Source organism: Ruegeria sp. BJ5 (assembly GCF_056537865.1).
Map to the genome: position 1 here is coordinate 752,568 of NZ_JBQFSH010000001.1, position 12,188 is coordinate 764,755.

Sequence of the window (12,188 nt, forward strand, 5' to 3'; positions counted from 1 at the left end):
ACAAATCTCAGCGTTCGTGATATTTATCACCACATGCAGGAAAATTTCGACAAACGCGACCGCGCCGCGCAGTTCCGCCTGCGCCTGGCCCGCGCAATGGACCAGCGGAAGATGAGCCAAAGCGCGCTGGCGCGCACCATCGGGGTCGATCGCTCAACCGTTTCCCAGTTGCTGACCGATACGGGCGCACGCCTGCCCAACGCCCATGTCGTGGGCAGCTGCGCCTCGGCTCTGGGGGTGTCGGCGGATTGGCTGCTCAGCCTCTCGAACCGACCCGAGAGCGCGGCCGAGCTGCTGGCCAGTTCTCTGACCATGACCGAGGCACCCCGCGCCCTGGTCGACGAGCGCATCTTTGAATGGCATCAGGAGGCCGCCGGCTACAAAATCCGCTATGTTCCGGCCACCCTGCCCGACATGCTGAAAACCCGCGCCGTGCTGGAATGGGAATATGCGCCGCATCTGGGCCGAACCGCCGACCAGGCCATCGGCGCCTCCGAGGACCGCCTGACCTGGATGCGCGGGGCCCAGTCCGACTATGAAATAGCCATGCCGCTGTATGAGATTCACAGCTTTGTTTGTGGCACCGGCTATTATGACGGGCTGCCCCTGCAGGTGCGGCTGGACCAGATCGATCATATGCTGGAGCTGTGCGAACAGCTGTATCCGCGCATGCGCATCTACCTGTTCGATGCCAAGCGGCTCTATTCCGCGCCGGTCACCATCTTCGGTCCGCTGCTCTGCGTGTTCTATGCCGGCAGCCACTACATGGCCTTCCGCGACCGGGACCGGATCGAGGTTTTTACGCGCCATTTCGATACCTTGGTCCGCGAAGCTGATCTGACTGCCCGGCATTTCCCGATTCACCTGCGCCAACTGCGCGCGGCCATTTCGGCAGGGTAACACAAGCCAACAGGTGCAATTTCCCACCCGATCCCCTATATTGAGGTGCGCGAAAATCCGAACGATCCGACCAAAAGGAGGATATCAGGAATGGACGCTCTCAAAACCGCTCAATACGCGCGCGCCCTCTACTCGGCGCATGGCGACAAGGCCGAGGCCGAAGCCGCCCAGAAAGCCCGCGAATTCGAAGCCGCCGGAAACGTGGAAGAGGCACAGAACTGGCAGGCCGTTCGCGCCTCGATCCGCCAGATGCGCGGCCCCAACCAGGGCTAGAGCTTGGGGTCGGGGTTCACGGTGTGCCCATCGACGGCGATGACCTGCCCCGACACCAACCGTGCCGCATCCGAGGCCAGGAACACCGCCATGGCGGCAATGTCATGCGCTTCGACGAAGCGGCCCATCGAAGTACCCGCCGCATAGCCCTGATAGACCTGATCGCGGGTCATGCCCTTGGCGGTCGCTTCGCGCTGCAGTACGCCCTCCATCCGCGGGCCTTCCACCGCGCCGGGGCAGATGACGTTGCACCGCACGCCGTGCGGCCCCAGTTCCATCGCCAGGGTCTTTCCCAGCCCGATCACCGCCCATTTCGCCGCCGCATAGGGCGCACGGTTGGGATAGCCGTACTGCCCGGCGGTGGAGGATGTGATCAGCACCGCGCCGCGCCCCTGCCGCTTGAGCATCGGCGCCGCGTATTTCGCGCACAAAAACGCCCCGTCCAGGTTGACGGAAATACATTTTTGCCAATCGCTTAGCGCAACATCTTCGACCAATGCGGTCGGCCCCGCGATACCCGCATTCGCGCACAGAACGTCCAGACCGCCCCACTGCGCCGCGATCTTGCCGAACAGCGCTGCGACGGCGGCCTCATCCGACACATCGACCTGCGATCGCCCCCAGTGATCCGGGCAGGCCTGAAGCGCAGCCGCGTCCACATCGGCCACCCAAACCTGCGCGCCCGCGGCGTCGAACGCCTCGGCCATCGCGCGCCCCACGCCCGAGGCACCGGCGGTGATCAGAACCCGCCCCGTCATGCCGGTTTGCGGATCGCCGCCCCCGCGCCCTCGGGATAGGGCAACCCGGCCTGAGCTTCGGCGATGCGGGCCATCGCGGCCTCGATCCGCGGCGACGGCGCACAAGGCCGGCGGGTTTCCAGACTGACATGCAGCAGAAAGCTCTCGCCCGTGGCCAGCAATTTGTCGCCCTCGTACATGCTGTGGAACAGGTGCAGCTTCTTGCCCTGCCCCAACAGCATCTGCGTGCGCACCTCGATTTTCGCCCCGGCATGGGCCTCGTCCAGATACCGGATGTGATTTTCAGCGGTGAAATAGCTGCCGCCCGAGGCGATGTAATCGGCATCGCAGCCGATGATCTCCATGAAGCGGTCGGTCGCTGCGGCAAAGGCCTCGAGATACCGCGCCTCGTTCATGTGACCGTTGTAGTCGGTCCAGTCCAGCGGCACCGCGCGGGCCAGCGTCAGGATCGGCTGGCTCGGATCCGCCTGATCCAGCGTCGGCAGGGCACCCGGCTTCAGCAGCGCGTCATGCTGGTTCAGCACTGCCCCCGCGCCCCAGTCGCGCGCCTTCAGCGCCCGCATCATGCCCACCAGATTGTTGTCACGAATGCGCTCCAACTCGCGGATCGAGTGCATCCCCGATTGCGCGTCCGACTGGTCGGCGATCATGTCGACCAAATCGTCGGAGAACTCGGGCACGTCCATCAGCTTGGTCCAGGGCCATTTCAGCGCCGGGCCGAACTGGGCCATGAAGTGCCGCATCCCGGCCTCGCCCCCGGCCACGCGATAGGTCTCGAACAGGCCCATCTGCGCCCAACGGATGCCGAAACCCATGCGGATCGCCTCGTCCACCTCCTCGGTCGTGGCCACGCCGTCCTTGACCAGCCACAACGCCTCGCGCCACACGGCCTCGAGGAACCGGTCGGCGATATGCGCGTCGATCTCCTTGCGGACCTGCAGCGGGAAGAAACCGACCGAGCGCAACACATCCTTGGCCTGCGCGACCAGTTCGGGCGAGTTGGCGGCCGAGGGCACCAGTTCGACCAGCGGCAGCAGATAGACCGGGTTGAACGGGTGCGTCACCACGATCTGTTCAGGCCGCAGCGCGCCGTCCTGCAGCTCGGACGGTTTGAACCCGCTGGTCGAGGACCCGATGATCGCCCCCGGATCACAGGCCTCCTGCAGCCCCTTGTAAACCTTCAGCTTCAGATCCAGCCGCTCGGGCACGCTCTCCTGTATCCAAGTGGCCCCCTGCACCGCGTCGGCCATGTCGCCATGAAAGCTCAGCGCGCCTTCGGGCGGCAGCGGCACATCGCTCAGCCCGGGCAACGACCGCCGCGCGTTGTTCAAAACCTCGCCGATCTTTCGCTCAGCCTCGGGGTCCGGGTCGAACACCCGTACATCCCAACCATTCAGCAGAAACCGCGCGGCCCATCCGCCGCCGATCACGCCACCACCGATGATCGCTGCCGTATTCATCTTCTCTCCTTCGCCCCAAGCGTCCACACGGCATCTGGGGCCATCGTTGTTTGACAGAATTTCCGAGGGTCGCCCCGCTCGTCAGGTTGCCACAGGCGCCCGTTTGACCAATCCCAACTTCTCGCGCACTTCAGCCGGGCCGATCACCCGCGCGCCCATGTTCTCGATGATTGTTCCGGCGCGTTCGACCAGTTGCCAGTTTTCAGCCAGCACCCCCTTGTCCAGCCACAGGTTATCCTCGAGCCCCACGCGCACGTTGCCGCCAGCCAAAACCGAGGCCGCCACGTAGGCCATCTGATGCCGCCCCAGCGAGAACGCGCTGAAGGTCCAGTCGTCGGGCACGTTGTTCACCATCGCCATGAAGGTGTTCAGGTCATCCGGCGCGCCCCACGGGACGCCCATGCACAGCTGCACCAGCGCATTCGGGGCCAGAACGCCCTCTTTCACCAGTTGCTTGGCAAACCACAGATGGCCAGTGTCAAAGGCCTCGATCTCGGGCTTCACGCCCAGATCGGTCATCATCTGCCCCATCGCCCGCAACGCGCCGGGCGTGTTGGTCATCACATAGTCGGCCTCGGCAAAGTTCATGGTGCCGCAATCCAGGGTGCAGATTTCGGGCAGACACTCGGCCACATGCGCCACCCGTTCCGACGCACCGATCATGTCGGTCCCCTCGGCCACGGGAAACGGGGCTTCGACCCCGCCGAACACGATGTCGCCACCCATGCCGGCGGTCAGGTTCAGAACCACGTCCACCTCGGCATCGCGGATGCGGTCGGTAACCTCGCGATACAGGTCCAGACGGCGGCTGGGCGCGCCGGTTTCGGGGTCGCGCACATGGCAATGCACCACTGCCGCTCCGGCCTTGGCGGCCGCGATGGCGCTGTCGGCGATCTGCTTGGGCGAACGCGGCACATGCGGGCTGCGATCCTGCGTCCCGCCCGAGCCGGTCACGGCGCAGGTGATGAAAACTTCGCGGTTCATTTCCAAAGGCATGGTGTTATCCCCAGGTTATACCGGGCTTCGCCATGGGTTTTCCCCAGGCTTCTCCCCGGATTCCGATTTGCGTCTGGCCCCGACTCTGGCGCAGCCTTGAGCAGACAACTTGCCAGAATGCGAATCAGACTTGATGAAATCCGCAAAAAACATCCTCCAGCCCGAGCACCGCGCGCTGAAAACCGCCGTTCTGGTGCTGGACGAGTGCAACACGCTCAGCTTTGCCTCGGCGGTGGACCCGATGCGCGCCGCCAACCGGCTGGCCGACCGCCCAGCCTTCGACTGGGACTACGTGACCGCAACGCCCGAGCCGGCGATGCTGACCAGCGCATTGCGAGTGCCGGGCATCCCGCTCGCGCGTCTCGACCACTGCGACCTGATGATCGTGATCGCGGGGTTCAATCTGGTGCGCCACGCCACGCCCAGCCTTCTGGCCGGGCTGCGTCGCATCGCCAATACCGGTGCCACGATGGCGGGCATTGACGGAGGCCCATGGCTGCTGGCCGAAGCAGGGCTGCTTGACGGTCACGCCGCCACCACCCATTGGGAAGATCTCGAGACCTTCGCCAGCCGCTTCCCCGAAGTCGACGTGCGCCCCGACCGGTTCACCGTGTCGGGCAACCGCCTGACCTCGGGCGGCGCGATCCCCGCGGTCGAGATGATGCTGCAAATCATCGCGGCACGCCACGGCGCCGGCTTCGCGGCCCGTGTCTCGGGCCTGTTCCTCTACGAAGGCGCCCCCGAACCCGGCAGACCACAGAGCCGTACTGGGGCGCCACACCGCCACAGTGCCCTGACCGCCCGCGCCAACGCGATCATGCAGGCCGCGCTGGACGACCCGCTGCCCCTGGCCGAGATCGCAAGGGCCCTGGGAACCAGCCCGCGCACCCTGCAGCAGCAATTCCGCCTGCGGCTGAACACCACGCCACAGGACCACTACCTGCAACTGCGCCTGGCCGAGGCCCGCCGTCTGGTCACCGACACCGACATGCCGCTGATGGATGTGGCACTGGCCACGGGGTTCACGTCACAATCCAGCTTTGCGCGCGCTTTCCGCACGGCGCATGGACTATCCGCCCGCGACCTCAGGCAGGACCGCACCCAGCCTACCCATCACTGACGGGCGAGCTTGATTTGGTCATAGATTGGGGGAGTTGGCTGCGACGACGGGGGCAGCGCCCCCATCCCTCAATACGGCATCGGATGCGCGCGATGGGCCGCGTTGATCTCGGCCAAAATCTCATCCGACAGCACGACATCCCGCCCCTCCAGGATCCGCTCCAGCTGCGCCTGCGTGGTCGCGCCGAAGATGACCGAGGTCATGAACGGCCGCGTCTGGCACCAGGCCAGCGCCATGTGCACCGGGTCCAGCCCGTGTTCCGCGGCAATCGCCAGATAGGCCTCGACCGCGTCGAAAACCCGGTCGCCCTTGCGCCCGCCCATCTGCGGCACGATCGACATGCGCGATCCCTCGGGCACCGCCCCGCCCTGATACTTGCCGGTCAGAAATCCGGCGGCCAGTGGCGAGAAGGCCAACAGACCCACATCCTCATAGGCGCTCAACTCGGCCATGTCGGTGTCATACAGGCGGCACAGCAGGGAATACTCATTCTGGACCGAGGCCACCCGCGGCGCACCCATCTCTTCCGACAAGCGCAGCCACTGGGCGGTTCCCCAGGCGCTTTCGTTCGACAGGCCGAAGGCGCGGATATTGCCCTTGTCCACCTGCGACTGCGACGCCTCGAGGCATTCGCGCATGTTGTCCAGAACCGCCTGCCTGTCGCCGCCCGAGGGGTCATAGTCCCAGTTCTGCCGGAACATGTAACTGCCTCGGTTGGGCCAGTGAAATTGGTACAGGTCGATGTAGTCGGTCTGCAGACGCCGCAACGATCCCTCGATGGCCCCGGGGATCGTGCTGGCCGAGATCGGTGCTCCGTCCCGCGCATGCGTGAAGCCGGCCCCCGAGTGCTTGGTCGCCAGAACATAGCTTCCGCGGCGGGCCGGATGTGCCGCATTCCAGTTGCCGATGATCTGCTCGGTCTTGCCTACGGTCTCCTTGGTGATCGGGTTGACCGGGTACATCTCGGCGGCATCAAGGAAATTGATCCCGGCTGCCAGCGCCGTGTCGATCTGACGATGCGCATCCGCCTCGGGGGTCTGCGTGCCGAATGTCATGGTTCCGAGGCACAGGTCCGAGACCTGGATGCCCGTGCGGCCCAACGGTTTCATTTTCATCAATCAATCTCCTGTCGCGCGGATCGCCACGCCTGCAATCTGATTTTGGTCCCAAGTCAGCCGGATTCGGCCTTTTTCTCCCAACGGCCGGATTCCTCCGACCAATACTGCGCCGCGCAACCCGCCGCGGTCAGCGTCTTCCATTGACCACGCGCATGGTCCACCGCGCTTGGATCGTTGCCGTCGAACAGGATGCAAACCCGCTCCGAGGCGGTCACCTCATCCGGCGTCACCTCGGCCCCGTCCACCGCCATCAGGCAAGACGGGTTGTTGGCAGCGTCCGCCTCGGTAGTCAGCAGAATCGGCTGAACCGCGTCATACGGCCCACCTGCCTGCCCATGCGGCAGAAACGCGTCTTCGGGGCCCAGCCAAAGCCTTTCGTCCAGCCAGTCCATCCGCGCAGGGTCAGTGCCTCGCACCGCAATCCGCCACCCGGCCTGTCGTGCCTTGTCCAGCAATACCGGCAAGGTCTGCTCAAGTGGATGGCGGGTCAGGTGGTAGAAGTAGACGGCGCCCATCGACCTACTCGAAATTGTCCTGCACGAAACGGCTGAGCGCACGGACGCCCCAACCCGTGGCGCCCTTGGGCGCATAGGACGTTTCCGCCGCGACCGAGGCCACGCCCGCGATATCCAAATGGATCCAGGGTGTTTCTTCCTTGACGAAACGCTGCAGAAACTGCGCTGCGGTGATCGAACCGGCCGGCCGGCCGCCCACGTTCTTCATGTCCGCGATGCGCGACTTCAGCAGATCGTCATAAGCCTGCCCCAGCGGCATACGCCACGCGCCTTCATCCTCGGCCCGGGCCGCCTTCAGGAACGCGTCGCAGAAGGTGTCGTTGTTGGAAAACACGCCTGCGTTTTCATGCCCCAGCCCGATGATGATCGCGCCGGTCAAGGTGGCCAGATCGATCATGCCGACCGGATTGAACCGCTCTTGCGCGTACCACATGACGTCACACAGCACCAAACGGCCTTCGGCGTCGGTGTTGATGATCTCGACCGTATCGCCCTTCATCGACTTCACGACGTCGCCCGGCCGCGTGGCACTGCCCGAGGGCATGTTCTCGACCAGCCCAACCAGGCCCACGACATTGGCCTTGGCCTTACGCTTGGCCAATGCGCGCATGGTGCCCGCAACGACGCCTGCGCCGCCCATGTCCATGGTCATATCTTCCATACCAGCGGCCGGTTTGATCGAAATACCGCCGGTGTCGAAAACGACCCCCTTGCCGACCAGAGCCAGCGGTGCGTCATCAGCATCGCCGCCATTCCACTGCATCACGACGACTTTCGAGGGGCTGTCCGACCCTTGCCCGACGCTCAGCAGGGTCCGCATGCCCAACTCGGCCAGCTTGTCTTCCTCCAGCACCTCGACCTTCAGGCCCAACTCCTCCATCTCTTTCAGACGGTTGGCAAATTCGCTCGTTGTCAGGATGTTGGCGGGTTCGTTCGTCAGGTCGCGGGTCATGCGCACACCATCAGCAACCGCATAGAGCGGTGCGAAGGCGGCCTTGGCGTCGTCGGGCTTGGCGTGGCAGATGGACACCGCGCCTTTTGCGTCATCGTCCGTGGTTTTGTGCGCGTCAAAATCATACCTGCGCAAAGCAATGCCCAAGGCCAGTTCCTCGGTCCGCACCTGGTTGCCCGCCATGACCAGCAGGTCCTTGCCACCTGCCAGCTTGGCCAGCGCGGCTCCGCCCTTGCGGGCTTCGTCCGGCTCGGGGCGGCGTGGCAGGACGAGAATGTCCAATGCCTCTGCCTCCATCCCGCCGGGCCAAGCCAACGAGATCACGTCGCCTGTCTTGACCTTGGCGAAACGGTTGCTTTCCACCAGCCGGGCCACGGCACCACGGGTCAGTCGGTTTGCGCGGCGCGCGGCGGGGTTCATCTTGCCATCGGTCGGTATGAGAATGGCCACCCGGCCTTGGGCCTGCGCCATCAGGTCCAGTTCGAAGGCTTGAAAACGGATCGGTACCAGACTGCTCATTTCTTGCTCCTGAAAAACTCTGCCCACAGACCTAGCCCGCGCCGCCGCCATTGACCAGATAGCAGTTTTCCCCGCCCGCCAATTGCATTAAGGTCGCGCCAAAATGACCGGCAGGCTCGGGGGAGAAAACTTGGCATCATTCGGCAGGCATAGGCCGTCGCGCATGTTTTTGTGCCTTGGCGATTCTGGCAACAGGCCTGCTGGACGCCCCGTGCCGGGGATGCGGCCGTGATTCTGGACCGGTACTTCGCCCGCCGCTTTTTGCAGAGCTTTCTGGTGATTGGGGCCATCTTCCTGACACTGATGATCCTGATCGACCTGATCGAACAGGCCCGTCGGTTCAATGACGCCGACCTGTCCTTTGGCCAGGTTCTGCAGCTGACGTTGTTGAACACGCCCGCTGCGATCAGCGAGATGCTGCCGCTGTTGATGATCCTGTCGACCATTGCTTTGTTTGTCGGCCTCGCCCGAAGCTCGGAGTTGGTGGTGACCCGGGCGATCGGCCGCTCGGGTATCCGCGCGCTGGTGGCACCGGTCCTTCTGGCGCTGCTAATCGGAACGCTGGCGGTGGCCCTGCTGAACCCGATTGCGGCGGCCACGTCCGAGCAGTACCGGCATTTCTCGGATCTATACAAAAACGGTGGCAATTCCGCCCTCTCGATCAGCCGCGACGGGCTTTGGCTGCGTCAGGGCTCACCGCAGGGCCAATCGGTGATTCATGCCCGCGCATCGACCAACGACGCCGAGCTTGAATTGATCGACGTGACCATCATCACGTTTTCGCCCGAAGGTCTTCCGACCCGTCAAATCATCGCCGACGGCGCTCGCCTCGAGGACGGGGCCTGGATCTTGCGCAACACCAAGGAATGGCCCCTGTCCAGCGACACCAACCCCGAGACCCACGCCGTTACGCATGAGACCCTGCGGCTGCCCACTTCGCTGACCCGTCAGCGCATCTTGGAAACCTTGGGCCAACAGGACAGCGTCTCGGTCTATGACCTGCCCCAGCTGATCCGCGACCTGCGCGAAGCGGGCTTTTCAACCAAGCAATACGAGGTTTGGCTGCAGGTGCAGCTGGCGCGCCCATTCTTCCTGATTTCGATGGTGTTGATCGGCGCGGCCTTCACCATGCGGCACGTGCGGTTCGGCGGCACCGGCGTCGCCGTGCTGACTGCTGTTTTGCTGGGGTTCGGCGTATACTTCGTGCGCAATTTCGCTCAGATTTTGGGAGAGAACGGCCAATTGCCGATTGTGATTGCGGCCTGGGCACCACCGTTTGCGGCCATATTGCTGTCGCTCGGCCTTCTGCTGCACGCGGAGGACGGTTGATGCGGCGCCTTCTGCCCCTTCTTTTGTCCAGTGCCGTGTTCTTTTCCGGTCCGGGGCTGGCATTGGCCCAGACCTCGGAGACCAGTACGCCCGCGTCTGACACGGCACAACAACAGGATCAGCCTGCCCTGCTGGTCGCCGACAGGATCTTCATCACCCCGGATCGCAAACTGGTGGCCGAGGGCAACGTCGAAGCTTTTCAGGGCGACGTCAAACTGTCCGCACAGCGCGTGGTGTTCGACCGCGAGTCGGGCGAGCTGACGCTGGAAGGTCCGATCCGGATCGATCAGGGCGGGCGCTCGACCGTCCTTGCGGACTCAGCGCAACTGGATGACGGCATCCAGAACGGGTTGCTGACCGGCGCACGGCTGGTCTTCGATCAGCAGGTACAGATCGCGTCGGTTCAGGCGACCCGCGCGGCAGGACGATACACGCAGTTCAGCAAGGTCTCGGCCACGTCCTGCCATGTCTGCGCCGACGGTCGGCCGCCCCTCTGGCAGATCCGGGCGCGCAAGGTCACGCATGATCAGCTCGAACGGCAGTTGTATTTCGAGGGCGCCCAGTTCCGCATTCTGGATGTGCCGGTTTTCTACTTTCCAACCCTGCGACTGCCGGACCCGACACTGGATCGGGCAACCGGATTTCTTGTGCCGTCAATCCGCACGACCTCGCAGTTGGGTACTGGCGTCAAGACGCCGTATTTCTTCAAACTGGGCGATCACAAGGATCTGACGCTGACCCCCTACCTGTCGTCCAAGACCACGACGCTTGGCTATCGCTACCGGCAGGCCTTCAAGAACGGCCGCATCCAGTTTGAAGGGGCCTATACCCGCGACGACGTCCAGCAGGAGCAGGATCGGGGCTATTTCTTTGCAAATGGCTGGTTCAATCTGCCGAACGATTTCCGGCTGACCTTTGACGTCCAGACCGCATCGGACGACTCGTACCTGGCGGACTACGGGCTGCCTGACTATGACCGCCTGCGCAGCGAGATCGCGCTCGAGCGCATCAAACGCGACACGGCGTTTCGGACCAGCTTCATTCACTACAAGACCCTGCGCGACAGCGAGGAACAGGATGAGATCCCGTCGCAGGTCTTCGATCTGTTCTACCAGAAACGCTATTTTCCCGCCTCCGCTGTCGGCGGTGAGGTGCGGTTGGGCTTCGTCACCCACACCCACACCCGGACCAGCGACGAGGATATCATCGGGCGCGATGTGGCCCGCGCCACATTCGACGCCCAGTGGCTGCGCAGCTGGACCTTTGCCTCCGGGTTGCGCGCGGATGCGGAACTGGGGGCTTCGGTCGACACGTTCGACATTCGCAACGACAGCGCCTACCCCGACCAGATCACCCGGTCGACCCCGCGCGCGGCTTTGACGCTGCGCTACCCGATGACCCGGCGCGAAGCCTCTGGTGCGACCCAGTTTCTGGAGCCGATCGCGCAGTTTGGCTGGACCCATGTTTCGGACACCGATGTGCCCGATGACGAAAGCACCTTCCAGGAATTTGACCAGGGCAACCTGTTGTCCCTGTCACGCTTTCCGGCCGAGGACCGACGCGAAGACGGCACGACCGCGGTCGTGGGCGTGAACTGGGCTCGGTATGCCCCGGGCGGCTGGCGGGCATTGGCCACGGTCGGCCAGGTCTTCCGCTCGACCGCCGATCCGAACTTCACCGCTACGTCCGGCCTGCAGGGAACTTCCTCCGACCTGCTGCTGGCAGGGCAGATCAAGACGAACAATGGCCTGACGCTGGCCGCACGCGGATTGATGGATGGCGATTTCAGCTTTACCAAGGCTGAATTGCGCGGAACCTGGGCCAACGAGGGGACCCAACTGGGCGGAAGCTATATCTGGCAGCAGCCGGACCCGGCCGAAAACCTTGACATGGAAACATCCGAGATACGGTTGACCGCACGTCAACGACTGGATGAAAACTGGAGAGCCAACGCCCTGGCCCGCTATGATCTGGCAGAATCCGAACCGCTGCGGCTGGGCTTGGGTGTGACGTATGAAAATGAATGTGTGCAGGTTAACATGTCCGTCAGCCGGCGATATACTTCGACATCAAGTATTGAGCCTTCGACGGAATTCGGCTTTACCGTTGCACTGACAGGATACGCCGTTGAAGGCGGGGGCAAGAAGTATAAAAGAAAATGCAGCTGATTTCAGGTTTTTCCAGGTTCTTTCGTTCCCGTTGGCTGACGGCATTTGCGCCCAGCCTCGCGGTCGCCATGCTGACAGTT

11 protein-coding genes are annotated in these 12,188 nt (G+C 63.8%); 5 read left to right on the plus strand and 6 right to left on the minus strand.

Annotated features, from left to right (window positions below; genetic code table 11):
• The first annotated feature begins 33 nt into the window (after positions 1–33).
• Together ACR0NY_RS03730 and ACR0NY_RS03735 are read left to right on the plus strand one after the other, a co-directional pair.
• Positions 34–900, plus strand: a complete 867-nt coding sequence (locus tag ACR0NY_RS03730; RefSeq protein WP_170368568.1) for a helix-turn-helix domain-containing protein — start codon at positions 34–36, stop codon at positions 898–900.
• Between the two features lie 90 nt (positions 901–990).
• Positions 991–1,173 (plus strand): hypothetical protein, encoded by a 183-nt coding sequence (locus ACR0NY_RS03735; RefSeq protein WP_093962276.1) that lies wholly within the window; start codon positions 991–993, stop codon positions 1,171–1,173.
• Here ACR0NY_RS03735 and ACR0NY_RS03740 read toward each other — a convergent pair.
• The 3 genes from ACR0NY_RS03740 to bcoG form a co-directional block, all read right to left on the minus strand.
• Positions 1,170–1,931, minus strand: a complete 762-nt coding sequence (locus ACR0NY_RS03740; RefSeq protein ID WP_170338301.1) for an SDR family oxidoreductase — start codon at positions 1,929–1,931, stop codon at positions 1,170–1,172. The genes ACR0NY_RS03735 and ACR0NY_RS03740 overlap by 4 nt on opposite strands.
• Positions 1,928–3,391 carry a carnitine 3-dehydrogenase gene (locus ACR0NY_RS03745; RefSeq protein ID WP_170368569.1) on the minus strand — a complete coding sequence of 488 codons (1,464 nt, stop codon included), beginning with the start codon at positions 3,389–3,391 and terminating at the stop codon, positions 1,928–1,930. Before ACR0NY_RS03745 ends, ACR0NY_RS03740 begins: the two co-directional genes overlap by 4 nt.
• An 81-nt stretch (positions 3,392–3,472) precedes the next feature.
• Positions 3,473–4,387, minus strand: a complete 915-nt coding sequence (gene bcoG / locus ACR0NY_RS03750) for a 3-dehydrocarnitine:acetyl-CoA trimethylamine transferase BcoG (protein WP_170368570.1) — start codon at positions 4,385–4,387, stop codon at positions 3,473–3,475.
• Between the two features lie 133 nt (positions 4,388–4,520).
• On the opposite strand from bcoG, the gene ACR0NY_RS03755 reads away from it, so the two are divergent.
• Positions 4,521–5,507 carry a GlxA family transcriptional regulator gene (locus ACR0NY_RS03755; protein ID WP_170368571.1) on the plus strand — a complete coding sequence of 329 codons (987 nt, stop codon included), beginning with the start codon at positions 4,521–4,523 and terminating at the stop codon, positions 5,505–5,507.
• Between the two features lie 68 nt (positions 5,508–5,575).
• On the opposite strand, the gene ACR0NY_RS03760 is transcribed toward ACR0NY_RS03755, so the two are convergent.
• The 3 genes from ACR0NY_RS03760 to ACR0NY_RS03770 are packed head-to-tail and all read right to left on the minus strand — an operon-like array spanning position 5,576 to position 8,611.
• Positions 5,576–6,622 carry an aldo/keto reductase gene (locus ACR0NY_RS03760; RefSeq protein ID WP_170368572.1) on the minus strand — a complete coding sequence of 349 codons (1,047 nt, stop codon included), beginning with the start codon at positions 6,620–6,622 and terminating at the stop codon, positions 5,576–5,578.
• 56 nt (positions 6,623–6,678) lie between these two features.
• On the minus strand, positions 6,679–7,140 hold the full coding sequence (locus tag ACR0NY_RS03765) for a DNA polymerase III subunit chi (protein WP_170366151.1): 462 nt from the start codon (positions 7,138–7,140) through the stop codon (positions 6,679–6,681).
• 4 nt (positions 7,141–7,144) lie between these two features.
• A complete protein-coding gene (locus ACR0NY_RS03770) occupies positions 7,145–8,611 on the minus strand; it encodes a leucyl aminopeptidase (RefSeq protein WP_170368573.1) in 1,467 nt (488 codons plus the stop codon).
• A gap of 228 nt (positions 8,612–8,839) precedes the next feature.
• Between ACR0NY_RS03770 and lptG the strand changes: the two genes are divergently transcribed.
• Together lptG and ACR0NY_RS03780 are read left to right on the plus strand one after the other, a co-directional pair.
• A complete protein-coding gene (gene lptG / locus ACR0NY_RS03775; RefSeq protein WP_170338287.1) occupies positions 8,840–9,940 on the plus strand; it encodes an LPS export ABC transporter permease LptG in 1,101 nt (366 codons plus the stop codon).
• Positions 9,940–12,108, plus strand: coding sequence for an LPS-assembly protein LptD (locus ACR0NY_RS03780; protein WP_170338285.1), 2,169 nt, complete (start codon positions 9,940–9,942; stop codon positions 12,106–12,108). The genes lptG and ACR0NY_RS03780 overlap by 1 nt, the downstream gene beginning before the upstream one ends.
• Positions 12,109–12,188: the final 80 nt, after the last annotated feature.

Bases quoted from the DNA above. Each gene is read 5' to 3' on its own strand.
- ACR0NY_RS03745 (WP_170368569.1), bottom strand. From the start codon at position 3,391: ATGAATACGGCAGCGATCATCGGTGGTGGCGTGATCGGCGGCGGATGG.
- ACR0NY_RS03740 (WP_170338301.1), bottom strand. From the start codon at position 1,931: ATGACGGGGCGGGTTCTGATCACCGCCGGTGCCTCGGGCGTGGGGCGC.
- ACR0NY_RS03755 (WP_170368571.1), top strand. From the start codon at position 4,521: ATGAAATCCGCAAAAAACATCCTCCAGCCCGAGCACCGCGCGCTGAAA.
- ACR0NY_RS03770 (WP_170368573.1), bottom strand. From the start codon at position 8,611: ATGAGCAGTCTGGTACCGATCCGTTTTCAAGCCTTCGAACTGGACCTG.
- ACR0NY_RS03780 (WP_170338285.1), top strand. From the start codon at position 9,940: ATGCGGCGCCTTCTGCCCCTTCTTTTGTCCAGTGCCGTGTTCTTTTCC.
- bcoG (WP_170368570.1), bottom strand. From the start codon at position 4,387: ATGCCTTTGGAAATGAACCGCGAAGTTTTCATCACCTGCGCCGTGACC.
- ACR0NY_RS03760 (WP_170368572.1), bottom strand. From the start codon at position 6,622: ATGAAAATGAAACCGTTGGGCCGCACGGGCATCCAGGTCTCGGACCTG.
- ACR0NY_RS03735 (WP_093962276.1), top strand. From the start codon at position 991: ATGGACGCTCTCAAAACCGCTCAATACGCGCGCGCCCTCTACTCGGCG.
- ACR0NY_RS03765 (WP_170366151.1), bottom strand. From the start codon at position 7,140: ATGGGCGCCGTCTACTTCTACCACCTGACCCGCCATCCACTTGAGCAG.
- ACR0NY_RS03730 (WP_170368568.1), top strand. From the start codon at position 34: ATGCAGGAAAATTTCGACAAACGCGACCGCGCCGCGCAGTTCCGCCTG.